The sequence below is a fragment of the Pseudomonas sp. MS01C9 genome (assembly GCF_058202755.1).
This window is the reverse complement of sequence record NZ_CM177073.1, coordinates 282,228-307,782: the sequence shown is the minus strand read 5'-3', so window position 1 is coordinate 307,782 and position 25,555 is coordinate 282,228. Positions and strand designations below refer to the sequence as shown.

Here is a 25,555-nt window from a genome sequence, read left to right as displayed (position 1 = left end):
TTGGGCATGGGGTGGCAAGCCGTACGAGCCTATCCCAAAGGCTTGCGTGACGTCACTCGGTCGACGGCGCACGGGCGGATTTCGTAAACCGGGCCATACTGCCTGATGCCCTTGATGCGATCCTGACCCTTAAAACAAGAAGAGACCGACTCATGAAGTTCCAATCCTTTGCCCGGATCCTTGTCGCCACCTCCCTGACTTTGAGCGGCTTGCCTGCGCAATCCGCGTCCCAGGCCCCCGTCGCCGCCGAAAACGGCATGGTGGTCACCGCCCAGCACCTGGCGACCCATGTCGGCGTCGATGTGCTCAAGAAAGGTGGCAATGCCGTGGATGCGGCGGTGGCGGTGGGGTATGCCCTGGCGGTGGTGTATCCGGCGGCCGGTAACCTGGGCGGCGGTGGGTTCATGACCCTGCAACTGGCCGATGGGCGCAAGACGTTCCTGGATTTTCGCGAGAAAGCCCCGTTGGCCGCCACCGCCGACATGTACCTGGACAAGGACGGTAACGTCATCCCCGAACTCAGCACCCGCGGGCACCTGGCGGTGGGTGTGCCCGGCACGGTTTCCGGCATGGAACTGGCCCTGCAGAAATACGGCAGCATGCCTCGGGCGGAGCTGATGGCGCCGGCCATCCGTCTGGCCGATGAAGGTTTCACCCTGGAGCAGGGCGATGTGGAACTGCTGGAGACCGCCACCGATCTGTTCAGGAAGGACATGCGCGACTCCGGCGCGATCTTCCTGCATAACGGCGAGCCGATGCAGGTCGGCCAGAAGCTGGTGCAAAAGGACCTCGCCAGGACCCTGCGGGAAATCTCGGCCAAGGGCGCCGACGGCTTCTATAAAGGCTGGGTCGCCGACGCCCTCGTGACGTCCAGCCAGGCCAACAAAGGCATCATCACCCAGGCCGACCTGGACAAGTACAAGACCCGAGAACTGGCCCCGGTGGAGTGTGACTATCGCGGCTACCACATCATCTCGGCGCCACCGCCCAGTTCCGGCGGCGTGGTGCTGTGCCAGATCATGAACATCCTCGATGGCTATCCCATGAAGGAGCTGGGCTTCCATTCGGCCCAGGGCATGCATTACCAGATCGAAGCCATGCGTCACGCCTACGTGGACCGCAACAGCTACCTGGGCGACCCGGACTTCGTGCAGAACCCCATCGACCATCTGCTGGACAAGAACTACGCCGCCAAGCTGCGGGCCGCCATCGAACCGCAGAAGGCCGGTGACTCACAGAAGATCAAGCCCGGCGTGGCGCCCCACGAAGGCAGTAACACCACCCACTATTCGATCGTCGATCGGTGGGGCAACGCGGTTTCGGTCACCTATACCCTCAACGACTGGTTCGGTGCCGGAGTCATGGCGAGCAAGACCGGGGTGATCCTCAACGATGAGATGGATGACTTCACCGCCAAGGTCGGGGTACCCAACATGTACGGCCTGGTGCAGGGAGAAGCCAACGCCATCGCACCGGGCAAGGCTCCGCTGTCGTCCATGAGCCCGACCATCGTCACCAAGGACGGCAAGACTGTCATGGTGGTGGGCACGCCCGGTGGCAGCCGTATCATCACCGCGACCTTGCTGACGATCCTCAATGTCATCGACTACGGCATGAATCTGCAGGAAGCGGTGGATGCGCCGCGCTTCCATCAACAGTGGATGCCGGAAGAAACCAACCTGGAAACCTTCGCCGCCAGCCCCGACACGCAGAAGATCCTCGAAAGCTGGGGGCACAAGTTCGCAGGGCCCCAGGACCCGAACCATATCGCCGCGATCCTGGTGGGCGCCCCGTCGCTGGGAGGCAAGCCGGTGGGCAAGAATCGTTTCTACGGCGCCAACGATCCACGCCGCAATACAGGGCTGTCCCTGGGCTATTGACCATTGGAAGAGCAAGACATGAACACGGCATTGCTGATCATCGACGTCCAGAGCGGGTTGTGTGCCGGCCAAGAAGAGTGCTTCGGCAGTGAACGCCTGGTCCGGACCATCAACGAGCTCAGTGCCAGGGCCCGGGCCCTCGGCTTGCCGGTGATCCTGGTCCAGCATGAAGAACTGGACGGCTCACTGACCTACGGCAGTGCCGCCTGGCAACTGGCCGATGGGCTGGTCACCGGCGCGGACGACCTGCGGGTGCGCAAGACCGCTGCGGATGCGTTCTACCAGACCGATCTGCTGGCCCTGTTGCAGGCCCGGGGCATCGATCGCGTGGTGATTTGCGGGCTGCAGACCGACTACTGCATCAATGCCACGGTGCGCCAGGCGCATGCCCTGGGATACGAGGTGGTCCTGGCCGCCGACGCCCATTCGACGGTGGATAACGGCAGCATGGCGGCCGAACAGATCATCGCCGATCACAACCATCGGCTGGGGCGGCTAAGCAGCGCGGTATCGCGGATCGACGTAGTACCGGTCGCTGAGGTGCGCCTGTAGCAGGCCGTCAGGGCGCGCCGAAGACCATGGTCCAGTAGACCCCCGCATCGCTGCGCGAGTTGCTGGCGGAGGCCGCGCCGACCTGGGTGAACATCGGGTTCATCAAGTTGGCGCAATGCCCGGGGCTGGCAAGCCAGTCGCGCATGGCCTGGCTCGGCGTGCGTTGGCCGGCGGCGATGTTCTCGCCGAGTTTGCGCCCACGAAAGCCGGCGCTCTTGGCCCGGTCGGAGGTGGAGCGGCCATCGGGGTCGCGGTGGGAGAAGTAGTTGCCACGCGCCATGGCCCGGCTGTGACCTTCGGCAGCGGTGCCCAGCGCGGCATTCCAGCTCAACGGTCGAGCCGCCGCGAAGCGCTGGCGACCACACATCCGGGGCTTGGCCCTGGCGGCATTGACCTGGGCCAGCAGTGATTTGTCCGCCGGCGCCTCGTCACTCATGCGCGCACCGCCCAAGGGCTGCGCCAATACCACGCGCCATTCATCCCCGATCCGATTGATGCCAATGTCCGCGTACTGGCTGTCCAGTAGCGCCGAGCAATGTTCTTCCGCCAGTATCTCGAACGCTTCGTCGGCATCCCGTGCGTCGGTCAGGCGGATGCTGCGCACGGTCCGGGCCTGGTAGCCTTCGTCCATCAGGGTTTCGCGCAGACCGCCCCGAAAGCCGATCGGCAAGGCCAGCTTGGCACGCAACACCAGGGGCGGGGCGGCGCGCATCGTTCGCCATTCGCATCGATGGGACTGGCTGCGGTAGTCATTGATGGCGTTCACCAGTTGCCCTTCACCCCGGGCATGGGCCGGGCTGGCGGACAGAGGAAGCAGGAACGGGAGACACAGCGAGGCAAAACGGCGAGAGAGAACCGAGTGGCGCATGAATGAACAGCTCTGGAGGACGGGATTGCTGGAACGCCGCGGAGGGCGCCGATCAGCCCGCAAACCTGTGGTTCCGGGCTGGGGTAGGACTGTGGATTTTCAAACTGGTTTCAGAAGGGGCGAGGATTAAATGCATGACGCCTGAATGCCGCCCTGTCGCAAGGGCGCCCAGGGGGGGCGATGCGGGAGCGGGGGACGGGAGAGAATGGCATTCACTTCGCTGCTTCGGCCATCGGCGCCTTGATCCGCTCGGCCTTGCGCCAGGTCAGCAACACGATGCCTGTCACCACGATCGCGCCGCCGAGCACCTGGCCGGGATTGAGCATCTGGTCCAGCACCAGCCAGCCGATGAGCAGGGTCGCCAGCGGTTCGATGTTCATCACCGGCGCATTGCGCGGCATGTCCAGGCGCGGCACGCACATGAACAGCACGATGAACCCTGTGCCATAGAGCACCACCAGCGTGGCCAGGGCCAACCAGCCCACATGGGTCGCGGGCAGGTCGAGGCCGCCGGGCAGGGCGCCCGTCAGGCCGGCCAGGTTGACGCTGCTGAACACGATGAAAATCGTCAGCAGGCTGCGCACCGAGCCGCGCACCTGGGACAGCTTGTGATCGGTGATCCACAACGCACACGCGAAGACGCACGCGGCGCAGAATGCCAGGCCGACGCCCAGCAGCCATTGCGGGCCGACATCCGCCTGGGACGACAATCGCGACGGCACCTCCAGCACGAACACCAGGCCGACCAGGATCATGCCCATCAAGGCCGCCGTCCGGGCGGTGGGGCGGGGGCCGCCGAGGGCCCAGGTCAACAGGGCCAGCAGGATCGGAAACAGGTTGCCCACCAACAGCGCCAGCGCCACCGGCACTCGCGCCACGGCTGAATACAGGCAAAGGCTCTGGGCAGCGATCAACAGGCCGAGGACCAGTTGCCAGCGCCATGCGCCGACCGGCAGGCGCAAGCTCTGCCGTTGCCACAGAACGATGGTTGCCAGTACCAACAGCGTCCCGCCCGAGCGCAGCAGGATCGCCAGCAACACCCCGGCACCGTCATCGAAAGCCGCCCGCGCCGCGACATGGTTGCCGGCGAAGGCGCAGCCCATGCACAACAGGATCAGCACCGCGAGGTGACGGGGAAACGGGGTGGGGGTGTCGGCAGAGGAGCGGGTCATGGCAGATATCTCAAAGGCGGGACGCCGAGGCGGATAGGCTTCGGACAATTTTTAGTTATAGGTTGTCGTATGACTTGGTCTTGTACCGAAACAGACGCAAAGAGACAAGTCTCGAATCCCGAGGGCGTGCACCGTCAACCTCGAGCCGTGGACACCCCGCGTCGTGGGGCAAGGGTGCAGAGGGCCTGACTTTCCGCGGATACCGACGCGTCCATCGGCGATTTGCTGTACAACAACTGACCGCTGCGTTGTTTTCCGCTCCGGTCCATCTGACCTTCTCACGGAGCGACCCATGCGCCTGGCCGATTTCATCGAGCACAATATCGAACCGATCCTCCAGGCTTGGGAAGATTTCGCCAGGACCATAACGCCGGCTTCGATCGGCATGGATTCGGTGGCACTGCGCGACCATGCCGAGCAAATGTTGCGGGCCATCGCCATTGACTTGCGCACCGCCCAGACCACCGAGGAGCAGATCGCCAAATCCCACGGCGACGCCCCGGCGACGGATGTCGAAACCGCGGCCGAAACCCACGCCGTCATTCGCCAGTCCTCCGGTTTCACCGTGGAACAGATGGTCTCGGAATACCGTGCGCTACGCACCAGTGTGTTGATGCTGTGGATGCCGCAGGCCCCGTTGCAGCAAGAGCAGGCGATGTCCGATGTGATTCGCTTCAACGAGGCCGTGGACCAGGCCTTGGCGGAGTCCGTCGTGAGCTACTCGGGGGCGGTGGATGCGGCGCGCAATATGTTTCTCGGGATCCTCGGGCATGATCTGCGCAGCCCGTTGGGTGCCATACTGCTGGGCTCTGAAGTGCTCCTGCGCGCGGGCGACCTGCCTGCCAAGGCCACCAAGATTTCTTCGCGCATCTACACCAGTGTCAAGCGTGCCAACAAGATCGTCGGCGATCTGCTGGATTTCACCCGCACCCAGCTGGGGGCCGGCATACCGGTGCAGCGCTTCAGGGGAGACCTGGTCGCGGCGTGCGAAGGCATGGTGGAGGAGGCGCGCGCCTACCATCCGGAAAGCACCATCCTCTTCGAACCGCGTGGTGCCCTCGACGGGATGTTCGACCCGGCGCGAATGGAGCAGGTGTTCTCCAACCTGATCGGCAATGCCGTGCAGCATGGGACAGAAGGCGCACCGATCACGGTTTCCCTGAGCCGGGAAGGGGATGAAGGGGTCATTGCGATCAATAACCAAGGCAAGATCATTGAAAAAGATGCCCTTGCCAGCATTTTCAATCCCCTGGTCCGTCAACTGCGCAGCGGTGACATGCAATACGGACCCACGGCTGGCCTGGGGCTGGGACTTCACATCGCCTCGGCGATCGTATCGGCCCACCAGGGCATTATCGAGGTACATTCCCAAGCGCGGGCCGGCACTACGTTCACTGTACGCATCCCGCTCAGCCAGGTTTGAGGCGTATGGCGGGACGCAGGATATTAACTTGTACGATGTCTTATCACGCGGTAAAACTGGCGTCCCCGTCCAATAATAATTAACGGAGACGTACGATGGATGCTTCACAACCTTCAATCACCGATCAGCAGCGCCGGCTCTTCCTGAAAAAATCCCTGGTGGTCTCGGCCGCCGCCGCCACCCTGGGGAACCTGCCCGGGCTCACCCAGGCCGAGCCGTTGAGCCAACGGTATCCGGACCCCCTGGTGAATGTCCTAGACCCCAGCTTCATGGACCTGCGCATTTTCAACGCCAGTGTGGAAAAGCTCGCCACCGGCCTGCGCTGGGCGGAAGGGCCGGTATGGATCGGCGATGGTCGCTACCTGCTGGTCAGCGACATCCCCAACAATCGCATCATGCGCTGGGATGAGGTTACGGGCAGCCTGTCGGTGTATCGCGAGAACGCCAACTTCTCCAATGGCATGTGTCGCGATCGCCAGGGACGGCTGCTGGTGTGCGAAGGGTCCACTACATCCAGCGAAGGCCGGCGCGTCACCCGTACCGAGCACAACGGTACGATCACCGTGCTGGCGGACAGTTTCGACGGCAAGCCTTTCAACTCGCCCAACGACATCGTCTGCAAACGCGATGGCTCGGTCTGGTTCACCGACCCACCGTTCCAGACCGGCAATAACTATGAAGGGCACAAGGTCACTCCCGTCCAGCCTCATGCGGTCTATCGCATCGATGGCGAGACCGGCAAGGTCAGCCGGGTGATCGATGACTTGGCGGGCCCCAACGGCCTGTGCTTTTCCCCGGACGAAAAAATCCTCTACGTGGTCGAAGGCCGGGCCAAGCCCAACCGCCTGGTCTGGGCGATCACGGTCAAGGACGATGGCACCCTGGGGGAGCGCCGCAAGCATATCGAGGGCTTGGATTACGCGGCCATCGACGGACTCAAGTGCGACGAGAGCGGCAACCTCTGGTGCGGTTGGGGCGGTAACGGCGACCCCAGGGCCGACCTGGAGAAACTCGACGGCGTGCGGGTGTTCGATCCGCAAGGCAAGGCCATCGGGCATATTTCCCTGCCGGAGCGCTGCCCCAATGTGTGCTTCGGCGGACGTGAGGGCAACCGGCTGTTCATGGCTGGCAGCCACTCGCTGTACTCGCTGTTCGTGAACACCCGGGGTGCGACGTTCGCCTGAAGTCCAGGCATCGCGGATCGGTTGTCGCAGGCGCCACTTGCCGAGCCCGACGGCGACCTCTCGTTCATCGATCGGTCGCCGACTGGAGCGCGCAGCTCCATAGCTCCACAGCCGGTCGAGCCTGGCTAGCCGGTCCCAGCCAATGGCTCATCGGCTGGCAGTGTCCGGCATGACACAGCTGGTAGTCACCGGCTTGGGGCGTGCGCCCCAGCTTCAGCGGTTGCAGCGGTGGCAGTTGGCGATGGAAGCGCCAACTGCCATTTGCCAGCCGGGCACCTTCGGGAATTTCCATGCCGGCCCCATTGCCCTTGACCCTGGCCTCGCCCAAGACCAGGCCTTCTTCGGTGATGTGATAGTCCTCTTCCCAGCGGATCTTTTCGATGGTGTGATCCCAGGCCAGCGTGAAGTCGCGCAGCTCCAGTTGCGCCCAGACTGCGCCGGAGAGTCCCAGGCATAGGCCAATCAAGCCAAGGCCCGCCCGACACGGCGGGCACGCCAGAGGTGTTGGCCGATCAACAGCGCACCCAGGACAAAGCCGATTTCATCGGTCAGCGGCAGCGCCACCACCAGCAGTGCGCCGGCGGCAAAACAGGCCAGCCGTTCCAGGAGGGGCATCTTCTGTTGCAGGAAACCGGTGGATGCCATTCCCCACAGGCCGACGGCGAGCAGTGTCTTGACCAGCATGTAGGCGGTCATCCACAAGTTGTCGCCCTGAAGCATCAGCGCCGGGTTGTAGACCGTCATGAACGGTATGACGAAACCGGCGAGGGCGATACGTACGGCCCAGAAGCTGATCTTCAGGCCGCTTTCCCTGGCAATGGGCGCGGCGGCGAAGCAGGCCAGGGCCACCGGCGGTGTCAGGTCGGCGAGAATGCCGAAGTAGAATACGAACATGTGTGACACGATCAGCGGCACCCCCAGCTCCAGCAAGGCGGGCGCGGCGATCGAGCTGGTGATGATGTAGTTGGGAATGGTCGGGATGCCCATGCCCAGCACCAGGCAGGTGAGCATGGTCAGGATCAGTGACAGCAGGAGGTTGTCCTTGCCGATGGCGAGGATGTAACCCGCAAAAGTGGACGCGACGCCGGTCAGGGAAACCACGGCGATGATGCTGCCGACCAGGGCGCAGGCGATTCCTACCGGCACGGCGTGGCGGGCACCGTCGACCAGGGCATGCAAGCAGATGACCAGGGTTTCCCGGGTGCCTTGCATGAACCAGCAGGCCATCACCAATACAGCGATGACTGCAAAGACGATACCGATCCCCAACTGGAAAAAACCGACGCAGAAAATACCCAGCGCGACCCAGAACGCACAGCGCAGGGCATAGTTCGAGACTTTCAGGATGATCGCCGAGCCGAGGATCACGATAGCCGTCAATGCCAACCCCACCATGCCGGAAAACAGTGGTGTGCGTCCGGAAAAGAGCAGGTAGACCAGCACCGCGAGCGGGATCAGCAGATACCAGTTCTCCTTGACCGCGCTCCAGGCGCTCGGGCATTGGTCCTTGGGCAGGCCTTTGAGATCGGAGCGTTTGGCCTCCAGGTGCACCATCCAGAATACCGAGCCGAAATACAGGCATGCCGGTATCAAGGCCGCCTTGGCAATTTCCACGAAGGGCACGTTGATGGTCTCGGCCATGATGAACGCCACGGCGCCCATCACCGGTGGCATGATCTGGCTGCCCATGCTGGCCGTCGCTTCCACGCCACCGGCGAACGCAGCCTTGTAGCCGAAGCGCTTCATCAACGGGATGGTGAACTGCCCGGTGGTCACCACGTTGGCGATGCCCGAACCGGTGATGGTGCCCATCAATGCCGATGACACCACCGACACCTTCGCCGGGCCGCCCAGCTTGTGGCCGAACAGGCCCATGGAAAAGTCGGTGAACAGTTTGATCATGCCGGCCTTTTCCAGGAAGGCGCCGAACAGGATGAAGAGGAAGATATAGGTGGCCGATACATAGGTCGGCGTGCCGTAGAGCCCTTCGGTACCAAACGCCAACTGGTTGATGATCTGGTCCAGGCCATAACCGCGATGGGCCAGGTCGCCCGGCAGGTATTCGCCGAACAGGCCATAGGCCAGGAACAGGCCGCAGATGATCGGCAGGGCGATGCCCATCACGCGCCGTGCGGCTTCGAACACCAGGATGATCAGGAGACTGCCGATGACCATGTCGGTCGTGGTCAGGTCGCCGGAGCGCTGGATCAGGTCGGCTTCGAATATCCATTGGTATAGCGCCGTCGCCACGCCCGCCAGGCTCAAGGCCCAGGCCAGTGGCTGCCACGGTCGTTGTTTTCCGTAGGTCGGGTAGCTGAGAAATACCACCCACAATAGAAAACCAACATGCACAGCCCGTAATACGATGCTGGACACTGGGGAAAAGGCCGCCGTGATGATCTGGAATACGGAAAACAGCAGTGCCACGCAAAACAGGGCCTTGGGCCAATCCCGAGGGTCTGCGGGGATGCCGTGCTGGTCTTCACTCATAGGTACCTGCCTGTTGTCTGCAGCGGGTGCGGAACGCAATGCTGCAACGGCGCGGTGCCATTGCAGCCCGGGAAACTACAGTGCGCCCACTTCCTTGTAGTAGCGCTCGGCACCGGGGTGCAGGGCGATCGGCAGGTTCTTCGCGGCGTTTTCGAGGGAAATGTCCTTGGCTGCCGAATGGGAGGTGCCCAGGCGATTGAGGTTGTCGAACAGCAGCCTGGTCATTTGATAAGCCACTTCGTCCGGCACGTCCTCGCGAGTCACCAGGATGTTGGTGATGGCAACAGTGGGCACTGCGTCGGCCTGTCCGTCGTAGGTATTGGCGGGGATCTGGGCACTCTGGTAAGCCGGGTTGCCTATTTTTCCTATCACATCGGCCGGAATCGACACGTAGTTCAGCGCCATTGTCGACGCCAGGTCGCGAATGGCCGCCATGCCCAGGCCGGAGGACTGCAGCGTGGCATCCAACTGGCGGTTCTTGATCAGGTCCACCGACTCGGCGAAGGGCAGGTACTGCACCTTCATATCGTCGTACGTCAGGCCCGCAGCCTTGAAGATCGCCCGGGCATTGAGCTCGGTGCCGGATTTCGCCGCGCCGACCGAAACGGTCTTGCCCTTGAGATCGGCCAAGGTCTTGATGCCCGACTCCTGGCTGGCGACGATCTGGATGTAGTTGGGGTAGGCTCCGGCGATGGCCCGCAACTTGGTCAAGGGGGCCTTGAAGCCAGCGTCTTCCACGCCATTGCTGGCGTCCGCCACCGAATCGCCCAGGGCAAAGGCCAATTCCCCGCGTCCGGCTTGGAGCAGGTTCAGGTTCTCCACCGAAGCCTTGGTAGCCTGGACCGAAGTCTTGGAATCCTTGATGCCGCTGCTGTAGATCTGGGAGAGCCCGACCCCGATCGGGTAATAGACACCGCTGGTGCCCCCGGTCAGTATGTTGATGTACACCGGGGCTGCGTAGGCCGTGCTGGCCACCATCAAGGCTGCGGCGGTGGCCAGGGAGATGAAGTGCTTGTTGATTTGCATGGGGAGACTCTCCGTCTTGTTATGGCTTTATGCAGAGTCTTTCCACTGTAGTTGAAACGGGCCTGATGGCGAGTCGATAAAGCCCATGTGCCTGGTCAGGTCATACCGGAACCTGGCGCCGCACTGCTGCCGCGCACCGTCAACTCGAACGGCAGCAGCACATGCCGCTGTGGGATGGGCTTGTTCTCGATCAGGGCGATCAGCATGTCCACGGCCATCTGGCCGAAGGTTTCGGCCGGTTGGGAAATGGTGGTCAGGGGCGGATCGCAATACGCCGCGAAAGGGATGTCGTCGAACCCCACCAGGGAAATGTCCTCGGGCACCCGCAGGCCCGTCTGCTTGATGCGCTTGAGAGCGCCGATGGCCATCTCGTCGTTTTCGCAGAACAGCGCACTGGGGCGCTCGGCCAGTGCGAGCATCGCGCCGGCACCCTCGAATCCGGCCTTGAGGGTGAAGTCGCCATGGCAGATCAGCTCGGGGTCGATGGCGATGCCGGCGTCGTGCAAGGCGTCCTGATAACCGGCCACGCGGTCGAGGGTCAACGGACTGCTGCGCGGTCCCTTGATGATGCCGATGCGGCGGTGGCCGAGCCCGAGCAAGTATTCGGTCATGGCCCGGGCGGCGCTGCGGTTGTCCAGGCTGATGGTGGGGTAGGAAGCGCCCTTGACCACTTCGCAGGCATTGACCAGGGGCAGCGGGTCGGTGCCGGGGGGCAGTGATACGAAAGGGTCGCAGGCGCGCAGTTGTATGACCCCATCGGCCTGATGGGCGTAGACCAGCGCGGCAAAGGCCTGCTCGATGTCTTCCCGGCCCTGGGTGTCGCACAGCAGCAATCGGTAACCCGCCGCCTGCGCCGCCTGTTGGGCGCCGCTGATGACCCGGGCGAAAAAGGTATTGGCAATGGTCGGGACCAGGATCACCAGGTTACCGGTTCGCCGGGACCGAAACTGCACGGCCATCAGGTTCGGTCGATAGCCGGCCTGTTCCACCGCCGCGTTCACCTTGTCCCGCGTCTGGGGCAGCACCCGCTCCGGGGATTTCAGCGCTCTGGACACCGTGGCCACGGAAACGCCAGCCAGCCGGGCCACTTCACGAATATTGGACAAACGCACCTCGACGCAGCGCCAGGAAATAGGGGCACGGCTGCGCAGCTTACCGCAGGTTGGACGGCGCACAAACGTCCGGGGGGCGTCCCTCCTGGATTTGACACGGCACGAAACCGGGCCTAGATTCGGCCATGATGTAACCGGTTACATCCCATATCAATCCTGCATGAGAGCGTCGTGATGAACCCTGTGGCACCCAAAATAAGAATGGGCTTCGTGGGCGGTGGAGAGGGCGCTTTCATCGGCCAGGCCCATCGCCAGGCCGCTGGCCTGGACGGCGGCTTCGAACTGGTGTGCGGTGCGTTCAGCCGCGACCCCCATAACAACCGGCAGACCGGCGCGTCCCTGGGGCTGCCCGCGTCCCGTTGCTATCACGACTGGCAGCAAATGCTCGATGCCGAAGCGCTGCTGCCCCTGGATCAGCGCATGGAACTGCTGGTGATCGTCACCCCCAATCACCTCCATGCCCCCATTGCCAGCCAGGCACTGAAGGCCGGTTTCCATGTGTTCAGCGAAAAACCCGCCGGGCTGGACCTCAAGCAATTGCTGGCGCTCAAGGACGATCTGCGAGGCAGCCGCTGCCTCTACGGTCTGGCCCACACCTACCTGGGCTATCCCATGGTCTGGCAGGCCCGGGAAATGGTGCGCTCGGGTGTCATCGGCAGGGTGCGCAAAGTGTTCGTCGAGTATCCCCAGGGCTGGCTCAGCCAGGACCTCGCCGGGCAAGGCAACAAGCAGGCCGAGTGGCGCGACGACCCAGCCCGGTCCGGGCTGGGCGGTTGCATCGGGGACATAGGCACCCATGCGTTTTCCCTGGCGGAGTTCGTCGCGGACCAGCCGATCCAACATCTGTGCGCCGCGTTGGGCACCCATGTCCCAGGTCGGCAACTCGATGACGATGTCGCCATGTTGTTCCGGATGGAAGGCGGCGCCAGTGGCGTGTTGCTGGCCAGCCAGGTCTGCAGCGGTGAAGAGAATCCGCTGAAGATCCGCGTCTATGGCGACAAGGGCGCCCTGGAATGGCGCCAGGAAGAACCTTCGAGCCTGATTCATCGTGCCGTCGACCAACCCTTGCGCATCCTGCGCAGTGGTGTCGGCCAGCCTTGGCTGAGCGAAGCGGCGACGCGACGCATGCGTTTGCCGGCCGGGCACCCCGAGGGCTACCTGGAAGCCATGGCGAACCTCTATGGCGATTTCGCCCGGGCCATTCGCGAGCGGGTCGAAGGCCCCGACGTGCCTGGCGTACCCGGCATCGAGACCGGCCTGCGCACCATGGCATTCATCGAGGCCGCCATCATCAATCATCGCGGCGAGGCGAAGTGGACCGCGCTGGAAACCGGAGAATCGCTGTTGTGAAAACCACCGAAGAAACACCGATGGGCCTGCGCGGGCCGGCTATTTTCCTGGCCCAGTTCATGTCCGACGAGACACCGTTCGACTCGTTGGCGAACATCGCCCGGTGGGCCGCCTCGCAAGGCTACAAGGCCATTCAGTTGCCGACCCTGGGCACGCGCTACATCGACCTGGCCCGGGCCGCCGAGAGCCAGGATTATTGCGATGAGCTCAAGGCCACCTGCGCCCAGGCCGGGGTCGAAATCAGTGAGTTGTCGACGCACCTGCAGGGGCAACTGGTGGCGGTGCACCCGGCGTTCGACGCGCTGTTCGATGACTTCGCCCCGGCCCACCTGCGCGGCCAGCCCCAGGCGCGGACCGAGTGGGCCATCGAGCAACTGAAGCTGGCCGCCCGGGCCAGCCGGCGCCTGGGACTCAAGGCCCACGCGACCTTTTCCGGTGCGCTGCTGTGGCCCTATATGTACCCGTGGCCACAGCGCCCGTCCGGGCTGGTGGAACAAGGGTTCGCCGAGCTGGCCCGGCGCTGGTTGCCGATCCTCGATCGCTTCGACGAGGCCGGCGTGGACCTGTGCTACGAAATCCATCCCGGCGAAGACCTGCACGATGGCGCCTCCTTCGAACGCTTCCTGGAAGCGGTGGACCATCATCCTCGGGCAGCCATCCTCTACGACCCCAGCCACCTGTTGCTGCAGCAGATGGACTACCTGGGCTTCATCGACCGCTATCACGAACGCATCCGCATGTTCCACGTCAAGGACGCCGAGTTCCGCCCCGACGCTCGTTCCGGTGTCTACGGCGGCTATCAGGGCTGGGTCGATCGTCCCGGCCGATTCCGCTCCCTGGGCGACGGACAGATCGACTTCGGATCGATCTTCAGCAAGTTGACCCAATACGATTTCAACGGCTGGGCGGTGCTGGAGTGGGAGTGCTGCCTGAAGGATTCGCAGCAGGGCGCCGCCGAAGGCGCGGCGTTCATCCAGCGGCACATGATCAGCAAGACCCGCAAGGCGTTCGACGATTTTGCCGGCGTTACGGCGGACGAAGAATCCAATCGGCGGCTGCTGGGCCTATTGAAATAGACCTGCACCCGTGTGGTGAGGGCGCTCACGCCCGCTGGAGCGCGAAGCGGTCCCAGGCCTGACACTTCGGCGTGTCAGGCTCATGGAGTCCATGGCCTCGGGCCCGCTTCGCAGCGCAGCGGGGATAGATCCCCTCGCCATCGGGAGCTTGCCTGGCTCCAGAGGGTTTATGAACTGGATAAACCCATGGCCTGGTTGCTTAACGGTCCTTTTACAAAAACAACAATCAGAACGGTGACGGTCATGACCACGATGAATGCACGCCTGAGCGTGATGATGTTTTTTCAGTTCTTTATCTGGGGAGGCTGGTTCGTCACCCTGGGGACCTTTCTCTCCAACACCCTCGGCGCCAGCGGCGGGCAGGTCGGCATGGCGTTCTCCACCCAGTCCTGGGGGGCGATCATCGCGCCGCTGGTGATCGGCCTGATCGCCGACCGTTATTTCAACGCCGAACGCATCCTCGCGGTGCTGCACCTGATCGGCGCGGTGCTGCTGTACCAGCTGTATGGCGCGGCGCAATTCGGCGAGTTCTATCCGTATGTGCTGGCGTACATGGTGGTCTACATGCCGACGCTGGCCCTGGTCAATTCCGTGGCGTTTCGCCAGATGCGCGACCCGGCGCTGGAGTTCTCGCGCATCCGGGTCTGGGGCACCCTGGGCTGGATCGTCGCGGGGGTGGTGATCAGCTTCGTGTTCGCCTGGGACTCGCGTGAGTCCATCGCCGCGGGCGGACTGCGCAATACTTTCCTGATGGCGGCCATTGCCTCGCTGGTCCTTGGGCTCTACAGCTTCACCCTACCGGCCACGGCGCCGCTGGAGGAGCAGGCCGGCGGTGGCGGCATCAAGCAACTGCTGGGACTGGACGCGCTGGGACTGTTGAAGGACCGCAGCTACCTGGTGTTCTTCATGGCCTCGATCCTGATCTGCATCCCCTTGGCGTTCTACTACCAGAACGCCAACCCGTTCCTGGCCGAAACCGGCATGGCCAACCCCACGGCGAAGATGGCCATCGGGCAGGTGTCCGAAGTGCTGTTCATGCTGCTGCTGCCACTGTTCATCCAGCGCTTCGGCATCAAGCTGGCGCTGTTGGTGGGGATGCTGGCGTGGGCGTTGCGCTATGTGTTGTTCGCCTACGGCAACAACGGGGACCTGGCATTCATGCTGTTCACCGGCATTGCGCTGCACGGCATCTGCTATGACTTCTTTTTCGTCTCGGGGCAGATCTACACCGACGCCAAGGCGCCCAAGCACCTGCGCAGTTCGGCCCAGGGGTTGATCACCCTTGCGACCTATGGGGTGGGGATGCTGATCGGCTTCTGGGTGGCGGGGCAGGTGACCGATCGCTTCGTCGTGGATGCAGGCCACGATTGGAACAGCATCTGGCTGTTCCCGGCCGGTTTCGCGTTGGTGGTGCTGGTGTTCTTCCTGCTGACCTTCAGTGGCCGGCAAGCGCTGGCGGCGACCTCGAAGGCATGAGGCCGGGCGGGACGTCGGTCATTTATGGCTGACGTCCAGCTTGGTGTAGGTCACTTTCCCGCCTTCGCTGGCGTTGCCGACGTTGTCCAGGGTGTAGACACCGGCCTTGAAGTAGAAGTTATAGGGATGCCAGGACGAGTCCAGCTTCACCTGCTTGCCGACGTTGTTGACCAGTACGGTGAGCTTGCCTTGCTTGTCCATCTGCAGCGAGTAGTTGAAGACTTTGTTCAGGGCCACGTTGGGTACGCTGAAGAGCACGGGGCTCTTCTTGTCCTTGGGTTTGACCCGGTACTCCACATCCACATTGCCCTTGCCCTTGGCGTAGCGGTACACCAGTTTCAAGAGCGGCGTAGGGGCATCCTTGGCGTGGATCTGCGCCACCACCACGCGACCTTCGGAAGGCACCTGGTTCACCGCCAGCGTGCCCTTGAGGGTATTGATGCCGCTGTTGTAGCGCCAGTTGCGCAGCTTGCCGTCCTTGCCGGTTTCCCGCAGCTCGGAGCGCGGGAATTCGCTCTTGCCGGTATGGGAACCGGTCACCGGCGCCCAGAACACGATGCGTTCGCCGCTGCGGTTGAAGTACTTGTTCTGCAGGCTCGGCATGGCCTTGGTGTGCACCACTTGCGCCGGGGTCTGCACGGGAAGGGTGATGTTCCAGACAGTCAGGTCAATCATGATCGGGTACTCCCATGGAGTCGGCCGTGGTCTCGGCCGTAATGGCAAATTTGCCTTCCATGGCACAGTGTCCATGTTATCGACCCAGGCCTGTTTCGCTGGAGAGGCACCTGACGGATGGCTCTGCACCGAGCCTTGCCGGCGTTTTTGCGGGTTGGCGTGACTGATGTCAAACTGAAGTCGATGGGGTAGAGTACGCGCCGCCCGAGAGATGGATCCCGGGCGTTATCCCATGGAGTAGTTGATGAAGCATTTCAGCAAAGTTGTCGCCGGCGCATTGTTGGGCCTGGTCCTGGCGGGTTGCACCGGTACCGCGATGAAGACCCAGCAGTACGACAGCAGCCAGTACACCGTTGTCGGTCACAGTGAAGCCAAGGCCACTGGCCTGCTGTTGTTCGGTTTCATCCCGATTCGCCAGAACAACCGCTTCGTGCGTGCCCAGGATGCGGCGATCAAGGCCAAGGGCGGCGACGCCATGATCAACACCCAAGTGCAGGAAAACTGGTTCTGGGCCTGGGTCCTGACCGGCTACACCACTTCGGTGTCCGGCGACGTGGTCAAGCTGAAGAACGTTCAGTAAAGACCCACGCTCGCAAGGTCAGAGCCCTGACCCGTGGCGAGGGAGCCAGCTCTCGCTCTCCCTCGCCACAAAGCGGATTATCTTCCTCCCACCACCATGTGACTGAAAGGCTCCACATACGCCTGCAGCGTCACCAGCCCGCCCACCAGGATCGCCAGCACCACCGAGTGGAAAAACACATACCGCAGGATTTCCCCTTCGTGGCCGTACCAGCGTGTGGCGGTTGAAGCGACCACGATCGACTGGGCGTCCACCATCTTGCCCATGACCCCGCCGGAACTGTTGGCAGCGGCCATCAGCACCGGGCTGATCCCCAGCTGTTCCGCCGTCACCCGCTGCAAGCCCCCGAACAGCACGTTGGACGCCGTGTCCGAACCGGTCAGCGCCACGCCGAGCCAGCCCAGCAAGGTGCCGAACATCGGGTAGAAAATGCCCGTGGCCGCAAAGGCCAGGCCCATGGTGGCGTCCAGCCCGGAATAACGGGTGAGGAATCCCAACGCCAGCATCGCCACGATGGTAATCAGCGAATAGCGCACCACCCACAGCGTTCGCAGGTATTGGCGCACCAGTTGCGGGATGGAATAGCCCATCAGCAGGCCGCCGAGAATGGCCGCCAGGAAGATGCCGCTGCCGGTGGCGGTGAACCAGTTGAACTTGTAGACCGCTTCTTCGGTTTTTGGCTGGGGCACCACCGGCGGGACTTTTTCGATCTGCTGGTGGATGGTGCCGAAGGTCAGCAGGGGCGAGAAGATCGGATTGGCTTCGCGCATCGGCTTGCCCTGGGGGTCGAGCCGGACCGACTGGGTCTGCGGATCGATGGCCGGGCGGGTATCGAACAGGTTCTTGAAACCCTGGGTGCCCCAGGCGAACACGAAGACCGTGAGGATGATCCACGGCATCCAGGCTCGCAGCACGGCGGGGCGGGTGTCGCTGGCGAAAGCGCCGCTGGCCGCCGGTTGCTGTTGCTCGCTGGCGTCGATCTTCGAGTCATCGTGCCGGCCCGACAGCGCCGCCGAGGTGTGCACCGTGGCCGGTTTCCAGACCTTGAGGAAACCGGTCAGGCACGCCATGGAAATCAACGCGGCAATCACATCCACCAGCATCGGCCCATGGTAGTTGGAGACCAGGAACTGCGGGATGGCGAAGCTGACGCCGGCCACCAGGATCGCCGGCCACACCTCAAGCATCTTGCGCCACCCGGCGAACGCCCAGATCAGCCAGAACGGCACGATCACCGAGAAAAACGGCAACTGCCGACCGACCATCATCGACAGCTCCATTTCATCCAGCCCGGTGACCTTGGCAAGGGTGATGATGGGCGTGCCCAGGGCGCCGAACGCCACCGGCGCGGTGTTGGCGATCAAGGCCAGCCCGGAGGCGGCCAATGGCGAAAAACCCAGCCCGATCAGGATCGCACCGGTCACCGCCACCGGCGTGCCGAAGCCCGCCGCGCCCTCGAAGAACGCCCCGAAACAGAAGGCGATCAGCAGCAGTTGCAGGCGTCGGTCATCGGTGATGCGGGCCAGGGAGTCCTGCAGCACCTTGAACGAGCCGTTTTCGGTGGTCAGTCGGTGCAGGAAGATGATGTTGAGCACGATCCAGCCGATGGGCAGCAGGCCGTTGGCGGCACCATAGAGCGCCGCTGAACCGGCCATGTCGGCCGGCATGCCGAAGGCGAAGATCGCGATGAGCAGCGCCGAGGCCAGGGCATACAATGCCGCCAGGTGCGCCTTGATATGAAAGAACGCCAGAGACGCCAGCATCACCACCACCGGAACCGCCGCCAGGATCGTCGACAGCACCGCATTACCGAAGGGATCGTAGACTTGTTGCCAAACCATGTTCCACCTCTGCTTTTTATTGTTGGAAGTGCAGGCCCCGGGGGGATTGGCACAAGAGTATAGGCGGGTATTGGCGGGGGGATTGGCGCGCGGGCGAGGGGCAGGCTCCAAGGGGAGGCCAGCGCCCTTGCCGCAAGTGGTGTGCTGGCCAGCGCAGGTCAGCGCTCACCTTCCTCCTGGCGAAGTCCGAGACTCAAGCCGTCGCAGCTTTGCGACCAGGCGACCAGCCAGTCGGGCATGGCCGGCGACTGTTCGGCCAGGCCCAGCTCGCGGACGAATTCAGTCGGCGCCAGGGTGCCTTTGGCTGAGCGGAACAGGCCTCGCATGATCACCACCCCGACCACACGTCCCCGGCTGATGAAACGGTGCTCCATGAAGGTCCATTTTTCGTCCCAGCCGAGCATGCGGGTGTGTACCTCGAACGCTTCGAACAACTTCAATTCCCGCCTGAATTTACCCCACACATCCCCCACGATCGGCACCGCCCGGTTGCGCAACGCCACCCTGTAGGCGCCGCTGCGCAGCACGTAATCCATGCGTCCCACATCGGCCAGGGTGAAATAACGCCCGTTGGTGACGTGGCGATTGAGGTCCAGGTCCAGCGGCCACACGCGCATGCGCACCACCGTAGTACCCAAGGGCGCCGCGGGCTTGCGCCACGGGCGGCGGAACAGCATCAGCAACAGTCGGAACCAGAGATTCATAAGTACGCCGTGAACAAGGAAAACGGCGCACTTTAGCCTCCGCGCAGGGGGCGGGCTAGGTGCGTAACTGACGAATTGCGTGGGAAACGCGCATTTGAGATATGTTCGGGATATTTGCGGCGAGGGGGCGATGTTTCGCTCAATCCCCTCGCCACAAAGCGTTTTGCAGGTCCACGAACGTTCTTTGCCGCTCAGCCCTTGGCCGCCATCGCCGTCACTTCCACCCGCATTCCCTCGACCGCCAGCGAAGCCACGCCCACTGCCGCCCGGACCGGCCATGGCTTGGCGAAGAAGCGTTTGTAGACTTCGTTGAAAGCCGCGCGATCGGCCATGTCGGTGAGGTAAATGGTCAGGTGCAGCACGCGGTCCATGGAGCTGCCGGCACGTTCCAGCGCGGACTTGAGGGCCTGCAGCGTGCATTCGCTCTGCAGCGTGATGTCCCCCAGTTCAAGGCTGCCGTCGGCGCGGGTCGGGATCTGGGTGGACACCAGCAGGCCGCCGAAGCCGGCGACGTCGGACGAAATGGAATCCGCATCCGGGTCGGGGGTGAAGGTGATGTCTGGGTGGGTCATGCGGCGCCTCATGAGTTAGGAAAAGACGCCGCAGTTTACCGCCCAATGCCGCCTCGTTCCCGGATTCCTTTATCCCGAGGACCGTCAACCGTTCTGCCTGGGTCAAAGATTGCCCTGGACCTGGGCGGTCATCGCCGGTTCAAGGTGCGGTTCCACGCTGTTCAGGCGCTCGGCCAATTGTTGCGCCTGTTCCCAGCCGAACTCCGGATCCAACCAATCGAGCGCGTCTTCGGTGCCCAAGGCCAGTACGCACTGCTGTTGGCTGGCGATATCGCCATAGGTCACCAGGCTCAGGCCGTCACAGCCCAAGGGGGTTTCGCTGGCCTGGGCCAGGGCCGCAAGGAAAATCGGGGCCGAATGCTGGGACGTCGTGTACGTGAGGCGTTGTGCCTGGCTTGAGGAGGGGACCTGCGTCTCGTACCAGCCTTCCACGGGAACCAGTACGCGGCCTTCGCGCTTGATCGCGTCGAAGACCTTGGAACGCATCACCAGATGCAGCGGCAGATGCGTCAGGGGCGGCATCGTTCCCACTGACCAGATGGGTGACCAGCCCCAGCGAACCTTGATGGACTCCAAGTGCCCGCCGCGACGACGAATGGCGCTGACCTGCATGTTCGGCTTGATCAGGCTGTGCCGCTCCGGTGGCCCGACGGGTGTCGTCCGAAACAGGTCCATGCGTGTCAGGTGCGTATCGATACGTTCGCCGGGAGTGTCTCGCTGGGCAAAATACGCCAGGGAGTCCTTTGAGCAAACGTGCTGAACAAAACCGTCACACATAGTGAAAACTCCCTGGAGTGAAGCGCAAAGGACCCTCGATGCGCCTGACGAGTCCCGATTGTCCAAGCGCGCCGTCATTGCTTTCAGTGGGGCCATGTAAGTCCGAGCCGTGGGCCGATGCTTGGTTCGAAAATCCTCGTGACGGGGAGACGAGCGGCGGTCCGTGCCTCCTGGGCCTGCCGCCGTCTCGGTGCGTAACGGCTTGCCCTGGCACGGGCAATGGAAAAATACTGGCAGGTCTCTGCCAACCACCGGGCTGCTCATGACTGACACACCAATTGAAATTTCCCAGCAAATCACCCGTGCTCTCCAGGTGCTGGCGGCTCATCTCGGCGATGGACTGCAAGCCGTCTACCTGTTCGGTTCCGCGGTGGACGGCGGGTTGCAGCCCGGCAGCGACATCGACCTGCTGGTGATCGTCCACCAGCCACTGCCGCAATCGCTGCGGCACGGGTTGATGAGTGATCTGCTATCGGTATCGGCCTGGCCGCCGACCGAGTCATTGCGGCCGCTGGAGGTGACGGTGGTCGCCCAAGCGGCGCTGGTGCCGTGGCGCTATCCGCCGGTGCGCGAGTTGCAGTTCGGCGAATGGCTGCGCGAGGACTTGCAGGCCGGGTATTTCGAACCGCCCATGGCCGATCACGACCTGGCGATCCTGCTGACCAAGGCCAGGCAGCACAGCGTCTGTCTGCTCGGGCCCGCGGCCACCGCGATCATCCAGCCGATACCCGAGGCCGACTTGCTGCGGGCGCTCTATGACACCACCACGCAATGGAATGAAGACGCCGATTGGCAGGATGAACAATGCAATGTGGTGCTGGCCCTGGCTCGCATCTGGCTGACCCTCGCCACGGGCCACATCGTTCCCAAGGACGGGGCAGCGACATGGCTGCTCGAGCGTTTGCCCCTGGCCCATCGGCCTGTACTTGAAACGGCCCGGGCGGTCTACCGGGGGCAGGCCCGGGATGACCTGGCCAGCCGACCCCGGCAGGTTGCGGCGTTCGTGTGTCACGCCCGGTCGGAGATCGACCGGCTCTATTTGCGGTCGCTCAGCGGCCCCGGTTCTGATTGATGAAATCCACGAACGCCCGCAACGGCGAGGGCAGGTAGCGGCGGCCGGGGTAGTAGAGAAACGGTCCGGTAAAGCCCTGCCACCAGGGTTCGAGCACCGGCTCCAGGGCGCCGCTGTCCAGGTAGGGGCGGAGCCAGTCTTCGAACAGATAAACGATGCCCAGCCCGTCCACCGCGGCCTGCACCGACAGGTCCACCGCACCGCCAATGCGAGTGATCAACGGGCCGCTCGGATCGACGCTGACGGTTTCGCCGTCACGCTCGTACTCCCACAACGGCATGGCGCCGCTGGGGAACTTGCCCCGCAGGCAGGCGTGTTCCAGCAAATCCCTTGGGTGCTCGGGACGCCCCCTGGCATCGAGGTATGCCGGCGAGGCGGCGGTCGCGAAGCGCTGCAAGCGTGGGCCAATGGGCAGGGCGATCATGTCCTGCTCCAGGCGCTCGTCGTAGCGAATGCCCGCATCACACCCGGCCGCCAGCATGTCGACGAAGCTTTCTTCGGTGATCACTTCCAGGCGAATGTCAGGGTAGCTCTTCAGAAACGGTGTGATGATGGACGGCAGCACCAGGCGTGCGGCACTGACCGGTACGTTCAGCCTGAGGGTGCCGGAAGGGCGGTCGCGAAAATCGTTGACCACATCCAGGGCGGACTCGACCTCGCCCAAGGCCGGCACGATGCGTTCCATCAAGCGGGCGCCGGCCTCGGTCGGCACCACGCTGCGGGTGGTGCGGTTGAGCAGGCGGACACCGAGCCGGCTTTCCATCCGGCGTACGGCATCGCTGAGGCTGGAAGCGGACTTGCCGCTGGCCCGCGAGCCTTCTCGAAATCCCCCTGCATTGACCACGGCCACGAAGGCCAGCAGGTCCTGAATATCCGTCGCCATTGTTCTCTCCACCGTACAGCCCGTGCGGATTGCACCTGATTATCAGTGGAGTGGTCAACGCCTATAGTCGGCTTCAGGCAATCAATCCAAGGGGTACGAGATGAGCAAGGCAGACAAGGCAGGTCATTTTTCGTTGGGAGACCGTACGGTCAACCGCATGGGCTACGGTGCCATGCAACTGGCGGGGCCTCACGTGTTCGGGCCGCCGAAGGATCCGGCGGCGGCCATCGCCGTGCTGCGCGAGGCGCTCGCATCAGGGGTCAACCATATCGATACCGCTGACTTCTATGGGCCCCACGTCACCAACCGGCTGATCCGTGAGGCGCTGCACCCTTACGCCGAGGACCTGGTGATCGTCACCAAGGTGGGTGCCGTTCGTGGCGCCGACGCTTCCTGGAATCCCGCCGCGAGCCCGGCCGAGTTGACCCAGGCCGTCCACGATAATCTGCGCAACCTGGGTGTGGACGTATTGGACGTGGTCAACCTGCGGGCCTGGGGCGACATGCAGTCGCCCACGGAGGCGTCCATCGAAGAATCGTTCACCGCACTGGCCGAACTGCAGCGTCAAGGCCTGATCCGTCACCTGGGGTTGAGCAACGTCACGGCAGCGCAGGTCAAGCAGGCCCAGGGCATTGCCAGGGTGGTCTGCGTGCAGAACCACTACAACCTGACCCATCGCGGTGACGAGTCACTCATTGCCGACCTGGGCCGGCAGGGTATCGCCTACGTGCCGTTCTTCCCGTTGGGCGGTTTCACACCGCTGCAATCGGGCACCCTTTCGGCCGTAGCGGCGCGCCTGGACGCGTCACCGCTGTGCGTGGCGCTGGCGTGGCTGCTGCAACGTGCGCCGAACATCCTGCTGATTCCCGGTACGTCGTCGGTGGCGCACCTGCAGGAGAACCTCTCGGCGAGCGAGCTGCAGATCCCGGCGCCATTGCTGGCCGAGCTGGATGCCCTGGGCGAGGGCTCGAATTGACCGTACAGAGCCTAGGCAGGCTGGAACTCCAGCGTCTGGCCATCTTCCGGCACATGCAGTCGCGCTCCGAGCCCGGCTGTCATGGCGGCGTCGCGCAGTGCCTTTCGCGTGGTGGGGCAGTGGCTGATCGCTTCGAGGTGATTGGCGAGCACGGCTGCACCCGATAAACGGGTGAACTCGATGGCTTCCTCGATTCCCATGATGATATCGCCGCCCAAATCGAAGCGTGCGCCGCCGGCCGGAATCACACTGACCTGCGGTTGATGGCGCAGGACGAACTCGCGCACGGTGGGGGTGAGCACGGTGTCGCCGGCGAGGTACACACTGGGTTCACCGGGCAGCTCGATCAGGTAGCCGACGCCGTGTTCCATCAGTTTGCCCACCAGGCCACGGCCGTGGGTGCATCTGACGGAGCGAAGAGTGCCGTCCAGGAAGGACACGGGCCGCTCGTGGTCCTCGGCCAGCGGCTGGACATTCAAGCCCCGTTTGGCGAGGTAGCCGGCATCGTGGGGCGTGCAGATGACCGGGATCCGTTTTTCCCTCAGCCAGCGTTTCGCCGTGCGGTCAAGATGATCGAAATGGCCTTTCTGGCAATGCGTGATGAGGCAGTGAGTGACGCGCTCCAGGTCTTTTTCGGCAGAGGCTGGAAGCTCCACCAGCGGATTGCGCTGGGTGGCACCGAACAGGCGAAGCGGCGGCAGGGTGCCTTTGCCGGCCAGCATCGGGTCGACAAGCACGCGATACGGACCGGACTCCAGGATGATCGTGGCGTTGCGGATCTGTTGGATTTTCATGAAGGTTTCCTGTTCAAGGCGAGCGCTTCATGGTGCCGATCCGGGGGGGCGGGCATAATGGCCGAGTCTGACATCATTGATTCATTTCATGCCATGCCCCAGCCAATCCGTGTCGGTCTACTCCTGTTCCCCGGCTGCATGCCTGCCGGCCTGTTCGCATTTGCCGATCTGCTGCACGCGGCCAACCGTCGCAGGGGCCGGGATCTGTTCGAGGCGACGTACGTCGCTCTGCAGGCCGGTCCGGTGGACTGTGCCCATGGCGTCAGCCTCCAGGCGCAGGCGGCCCTGGGCGAGACCGATCTGGACGCGGTCCTGGTTCCCGGCTTCTGGGCCGAATCGGCCGAACAGGTGAATGCGCTCGTTGCCGCCCAGGCCCTGCTAGTGAAGGCGTTGTCCAAAGGTCCCCGGGACCGTCAGCTCTGGGCCTACTGCACCGGCGTCTGCCTGCTGGCAGCCTGTGGCCGTCTGGATGGGCAATGCGCGACGGTGACCTGGTGGCTGGCGCAGGCGATGCAAGCGCGGTATCGCAAGGTGCGTTGGCAAAGCGAACGCAACTGCGTGTTCAACGAGCGCAACGCCACTGCGTCGGGGGTGAACGGCTATTTGCCCTTGGCCGAAAACCTGATCGAGAAAAGTCTCAGCCGTGATGCGCTGCGCGACATCACCCGGCTGATGGTGTTGCCGCGCCCGGCCGTCCCCCACGCGGCATTCCAGGGCATCGCGCTGATCCAGCAGCCCGACGGGTTGCTGCGGCGGTTGCATGGATTGGTGGAGCGAATGCCGGCGGAGCAGATCACGGTCAAGGCGCTGGCGGATCGGCTGGCCATGTCCGAGCGTACCCTGGCTCGCAAGGTCGGCAGCGAAACCGGCCAGACCGTCGCCGCCTACGCCCGTTGCATCAAGTTGAACCAGGTCGGCGAGCGCCTGGTAATGACGTCATTGCCTCTGGCCAGCATCGGCGCCGAACTGGGTTTCAGCAGCAGTTCCAACCTGCAACGGATGTTCAAGGCGCTGACCGGGCTGACGCCGATGGCGTACCGGCGTCAGTTCGCACGTGTGTGAGGAGGGCGGT

General features: G+C 63.5%; 24 protein-coding genes. 11 read left to right on the top strand and 13 right to left on the bottom strand.

Translation table 11 applies throughout. The features are described from left to right. Nucleotides 1-152: 152 nt before the first annotated feature. A complete protein-coding gene (ggt, locus tag AC1M7R_RS01420) occupies nt 153-1,880 on the top strand; it encodes a gamma-glutamyltransferase (RefSeq protein ID WP_072392926.1) in 1,728 nt (575 codons plus the stop codon). 18 nt (nt 1,881-1,898) lie between these two features. After that, nucleotides 1,899-2,432: a cysteine hydrolase family protein gene (locus AC1M7R_RS01415; protein ID WP_072392929.1), complete on the top strand. Its 534-nt coding sequence runs from the start codon at nt 1,899-1,901 to the stop codon at nt 2,430-2,432. 7 nt (nt 2,433-2,439) lie between these two features. Here AC1M7R_RS01415 and AC1M7R_RS01410 read toward each other — a convergent pair whose 3' ends face one another. Both AC1M7R_RS01410 and AC1M7R_RS01405 read right to left on the bottom strand, forming a co-directional pair. After that, on the bottom strand, nt 2,440-3,300 hold the full coding sequence (locus AC1M7R_RS01410) for a CAP domain-containing protein (RefSeq protein ID WP_072392932.1): 861 nt from the start codon (nt 3,298-3,300) through the stop codon (nt 2,440-2,442). Between the two features lie 212 nt (nt 3,301-3,512). Next, nucleotides 3,513-4,403, bottom strand: coding sequence for an EamA family transporter (locus AC1M7R_RS01405; protein ID WP_231991134.1), 891 nt, complete (start codon nt 4,401-4,403; stop codon nt 3,513-3,515). Between the two features lie 361 nt (nt 4,404-4,764). On the opposite strand from AC1M7R_RS01405, the gene AC1M7R_RS01400 reads away from it, so the two are divergent. Further along, a complete protein-coding gene (locus AC1M7R_RS01400; protein WP_490610186.1) occupies nt 4,765-5,895 on the top strand; it encodes an ATP-binding protein in 1,131 nt (376 codons plus the stop codon). Nucleotides 5,896-5,990: 95 nt separating this feature from the next. Further along, complete coding sequence (locus AC1M7R_RS01395) at nt 5,991-7,079, top strand: SMP-30/gluconolactonase/LRE family protein (RefSeq protein ID WP_072392941.1); 1,089 nt, start codon at nt 5,991-5,993, stop codon at nt 7,077-7,079. A 64-nt stretch (nt 7,080-7,143) separates the two neighbouring features. Here AC1M7R_RS01395 and AC1M7R_RS01390 read toward each other — a convergent pair whose 3' ends face one another. From AC1M7R_RS01390 to AC1M7R_RS01375, 4 genes are all read right to left on the bottom strand, one after another. After that, nucleotides 7,144-7,545, bottom strand: a complete 402-nt coding sequence (locus tag AC1M7R_RS01390; protein ID WP_072430631.1) for a DUF1850 domain-containing protein — start codon at nt 7,543-7,545, stop codon at nt 7,144-7,146. Beyond that, nucleotides 7,542-9,569: a TRAP transporter permease gene (locus AC1M7R_RS01385; protein WP_490610185.1), complete on the bottom strand. Its 2,028-nt coding sequence runs from the start codon at nt 9,567-9,569 to the stop codon at nt 7,542-7,544. Before AC1M7R_RS01385 ends, AC1M7R_RS01390 begins: the two co-directional genes overlap by 4 nt. 75 nt (nt 9,570-9,644) lie before the next feature. Continuing rightward, on the bottom strand, nt 9,645-10,547 hold the full coding sequence (locus AC1M7R_RS01380; protein WP_490610503.1) for a TAXI family TRAP transporter solute-binding subunit: 903 nt from the start codon (nt 10,545-10,547) through the stop codon (nt 9,645-9,647). Between the two features lie 143 nt (nt 10,548-10,690). Further along, nucleotides 10,691-11,701, bottom strand: a complete 1,011-nt coding sequence (locus tag AC1M7R_RS01375) for a LacI family DNA-binding transcriptional regulator (RefSeq protein WP_072393079.1) — start codon at nt 11,699-11,701, stop codon at nt 10,691-10,693. A 180-nt stretch (nt 11,702-11,881) separates the two neighbouring features. On the opposite strand from AC1M7R_RS01375, the gene AC1M7R_RS01370 reads away from it, so the two are divergent. The 3 genes from AC1M7R_RS01370 (at nt 11,882) to AC1M7R_RS01360 (ending at nt 15,609) form a co-directional block, all read left to right on the top strand. Then, nucleotides 11,882-13,057 carry a Gfo/Idh/MocA family protein gene (locus AC1M7R_RS01370; protein ID WP_490610184.1) on the top strand — a complete coding sequence of 392 codons (1,176 nt, stop codon included), beginning with the start codon at nt 11,882-11,884 and terminating at the stop codon, nt 13,055-13,057. Between the two features lie 20 nt (nt 13,058-13,077). Beyond that, the gene (locus tag AC1M7R_RS01365) at nt 13,078-14,133 is read left to right on the top strand and encodes a sugar phosphate isomerase/epimerase family protein (RefSeq protein ID WP_072393082.1); all 1,056 of its coding nucleotides are present in this window, start codon (nt 13,078-13,080) and stop codon (nt 14,131-14,133) included. A 243-nt stretch (nt 14,134-14,376) separates the two neighbouring features. Further along, nucleotides 14,377-15,609, top strand: a complete 1,233-nt coding sequence (locus AC1M7R_RS01360) for a nucleoside permease (protein ID WP_072430627.1) — start codon at nt 14,377-14,379, stop codon at nt 15,607-15,609. A gap of 18 nt (nt 15,610-15,627) precedes the next feature. Here AC1M7R_RS01360 and AC1M7R_RS01355 read toward each other — a convergent pair whose 3' ends face one another. Beyond that, on the bottom strand, nt 15,628-16,284 hold the full coding sequence (locus AC1M7R_RS01355; RefSeq protein WP_072392959.1) for a polysaccharide lyase family 7 protein: 657 nt from the start codon (nt 16,282-16,284) through the stop codon (nt 15,628-15,630). A gap of 244 nt (nt 16,285-16,528) precedes the next feature. On the opposite strand from AC1M7R_RS01355, the gene AC1M7R_RS01350 reads away from it, so the two are divergent. Beyond that, on the top strand, nt 16,529-16,864 hold the full coding sequence (locus AC1M7R_RS01350) for a hypothetical protein (RefSeq protein WP_072392963.1): 336 nt from the start codon (nt 16,529-16,531) through the stop codon (nt 16,862-16,864). 77 nt (nt 16,865-16,941) lie between these two features. Here the strand turns inward: AC1M7R_RS01350 and AC1M7R_RS01345 are convergent, their stop codons facing one another. The 4 genes from AC1M7R_RS01345 to AC1M7R_RS01330 all read right to left on the bottom strand — a co-directional run bounded on the left by AC1M7R_RS01345 (nt 16,942) and on the right by AC1M7R_RS01330 (nt 20,758). Beyond that, complete coding sequence (locus AC1M7R_RS01345) at nt 16,942-18,705, bottom strand: L-lactate permease (RefSeq protein WP_490610183.1); 1,764 nt, start codon at nt 18,703-18,705, stop codon at nt 16,942-16,944. Nucleotides 18,706-18,863: 158 nt separating this feature from the next. Next, entirely contained in the window at nt 18,864-19,409 is a 546-nt protein-coding gene (locus AC1M7R_RS01340; protein ID WP_072392969.1) for a thioesterase family protein, read from the bottom strand. Between the two features lie 191 nt (nt 19,410-19,600). Beyond that, entirely contained in the window at nt 19,601-19,981 is a 381-nt protein-coding gene (locus tag AC1M7R_RS01335; protein ID WP_072392972.1) for a RidA family protein, read from the bottom strand. Between the two features lie 102 nt (nt 19,982-20,083). Beyond that, nucleotides 20,084-20,758 carry an SOS response-associated peptidase family protein gene (locus tag AC1M7R_RS01330; RefSeq protein ID WP_490610182.1) on the bottom strand — a complete coding sequence of 225 codons (675 nt, stop codon included), beginning with the start codon at nt 20,756-20,758 and terminating at the stop codon, nt 20,084-20,086. Nucleotides 20,759-21,020: 262 nt separating this feature from the next. Here AC1M7R_RS01330 and AC1M7R_RS01325 point away from each other — a divergent pair, with 262 nt between their 5' ends. Continuing rightward, nucleotides 21,021-21,830: an aminoglycoside adenylyltransferase family protein gene (locus AC1M7R_RS01325; RefSeq protein ID WP_165887452.1), complete on the top strand. Its 810-nt coding sequence runs from the start codon at nt 21,021-21,023 to the stop codon at nt 21,828-21,830. On the opposite strand, the gene AC1M7R_RS01320 is transcribed toward AC1M7R_RS01325, so the two are convergent. After that, nucleotides 21,808-22,713, bottom strand: a complete 906-nt coding sequence (locus AC1M7R_RS01320) for a LysR family transcriptional regulator (RefSeq protein ID WP_072392982.1) — start codon at nt 22,711-22,713, stop codon at nt 21,808-21,810. The two genes, AC1M7R_RS01325 and AC1M7R_RS01320, sit on opposite strands and share 23 nt — an antisense overlap. Before the next feature lie 100 nt (nt 22,714-22,813). On the opposite strand from AC1M7R_RS01320, the gene AC1M7R_RS01315 reads away from it, so the two are divergent. Further along, nucleotides 22,814-23,689, top strand: coding sequence for an aldo/keto reductase family oxidoreductase (locus AC1M7R_RS01315; protein ID WP_072430623.1), 876 nt, complete (start codon nt 22,814-22,816; stop codon nt 23,687-23,689). Nucleotides 23,690-23,700: 11 nt separating this feature from the next. On the opposite strand, the gene AC1M7R_RS01310 is transcribed toward AC1M7R_RS01315, so the two are convergent. Then, complete coding sequence (locus AC1M7R_RS01310; RefSeq protein WP_072392987.1) at nt 23,701-24,483, bottom strand: MBL fold metallo-hydrolase; 783 nt, start codon at nt 24,481-24,483, stop codon at nt 23,701-23,703. Between the two features lie 93 nt (nt 24,484-24,576). Here AC1M7R_RS01310 and AC1M7R_RS01305 point away from each other — a divergent pair, with 93 nt between their 5' ends. After that, nucleotides 24,577-25,545, top strand: coding sequence for a GlxA family transcriptional regulator (locus AC1M7R_RS01305; RefSeq protein ID WP_083714634.1), 969 nt, complete (start codon nt 24,577-24,579; stop codon nt 25,543-25,545). Nucleotides 25,546-25,555: the final 10 nt, after the last annotated feature.

Bases quoted from the DNA above. Each gene is read 5' to 3' on its own strand.
- ggt (WP_072392926.1), top strand. From the start codon at position 153: ATGAAGTTCCAATCCTTTGCCCGGATCCTTGTCGCCACCTCCCTGACT.
- AC1M7R_RS01340 (WP_072392969.1), bottom strand. From the start codon at position 19,409: ATGAATCTCTGGTTCCGACTGTTGCTGATGCTGTTCCGCCGCCCGTGG.
- AC1M7R_RS01360 (WP_072430627.1), top strand. From the start codon at position 14,377: ATGACCACGATGAATGCACGCCTGAGCGTGATGATGTTTTTTCAGTTC.
- AC1M7R_RS01350 (WP_072392963.1), top strand. From the start codon at position 16,529: ATGAAGCATTTCAGCAAAGTTGTCGCCGGCGCATTGTTGGGCCTGGTC.
- AC1M7R_RS01355 (WP_072392959.1), bottom strand. From the start codon at position 16,284: ATGATTGACCTGACTGTCTGGAACATCACCCTTCCCGTGCAGACCCCG.
- AC1M7R_RS01405 (WP_231991134.1), bottom strand. From the start codon at position 4,403: ATGGGCTGCGCCTTCGCCGGCAACCATGTCGCGGCGCGGGCGGCTTTC.
- AC1M7R_RS01310 (WP_072392987.1), bottom strand. From the start codon at position 24,483: ATGAAAATCCAACAGATCCGCAACGCCACGATCATCCTGGAGTCCGGT.
- AC1M7R_RS01330 (WP_490610182.1), bottom strand. From the start codon at position 20,758: ATGTGTGACGGTTTTGTTCAGCACGTTTGCTCAAAGGACTCCCTGGCG.
- AC1M7R_RS01320 (WP_072392982.1), bottom strand. From the start codon at position 22,713: ATGGCGACGGATATTCAGGACCTGCTGGCCTTCGTGGCCGTGGTCAAT.
- AC1M7R_RS01365 (WP_072393082.1), top strand. From the start codon at position 13,078: ATGGGCCTGCGCGGGCCGGCTATTTTCCTGGCCCAGTTCATGTCCGAC.
- AC1M7R_RS01315 (WP_072430623.1), top strand. From the start codon at position 22,814: ATGAGCAAGGCAGACAAGGCAGGTCATTTTTCGTTGGGAGACCGTACG.
- AC1M7R_RS01370 (WP_490610184.1), top strand. From the start codon at position 11,882: ATGAACCCTGTGGCACCCAAAATAAGAATGGGCTTCGTGGGCGGTGGA.
- AC1M7R_RS01400 (WP_490610186.1), top strand. From the start codon at position 4,765: ATGCGCCTGGCCGATTTCATCGAGCACAATATCGAACCGATCCTCCAG.
- AC1M7R_RS01345 (WP_490610183.1), bottom strand. From the start codon at position 18,705: ATGGTTTGGCAACAAGTCTACGATCCCTTCGGTAATGCGGTGCTGTCG.
- AC1M7R_RS01335 (WP_072392972.1), bottom strand. From the start codon at position 19,981: ATGACCCACCCAGACATCACCTTCACCCCCGACCCGGATGCGGATTCC.
- AC1M7R_RS01410 (WP_072392932.1), bottom strand. From the start codon at position 3,300: ATGCGCCACTCGGTTCTCTCTCGCCGTTTTGCCTCGCTGTGTCTCCCG.
- AC1M7R_RS01395 (WP_072392941.1), top strand. From the start codon at position 5,991: ATGGATGCTTCACAACCTTCAATCACCGATCAGCAGCGCCGGCTCTTC.
- AC1M7R_RS01385 (WP_490610185.1), bottom strand. From the start codon at position 9,569: ATGAGTGAAGACCAGCACGGCATCCCCGCAGACCCTCGGGATTGGCCC.
- AC1M7R_RS01325 (WP_165887452.1), top strand. From the start codon at position 21,021: ATGACTGACACACCAATTGAAATTTCCCAGCAAATCACCCGTGCTCTC.
- AC1M7R_RS01305 (WP_083714634.1), top strand. From the start codon at position 24,577: ATGCCCCAGCCAATCCGTGTCGGTCTACTCCTGTTCCCCGGCTGCATG.
- AC1M7R_RS01380 (WP_490610503.1), bottom strand. From the start codon at position 10,547: ATGGTGGCCAGCACGGCCTACGCAGCCCCGGTGTACATCAACATACTG.
- AC1M7R_RS01415 (WP_072392929.1), top strand. From the start codon at position 1,899: ATGAACACGGCATTGCTGATCATCGACGTCCAGAGCGGGTTGTGTGCC.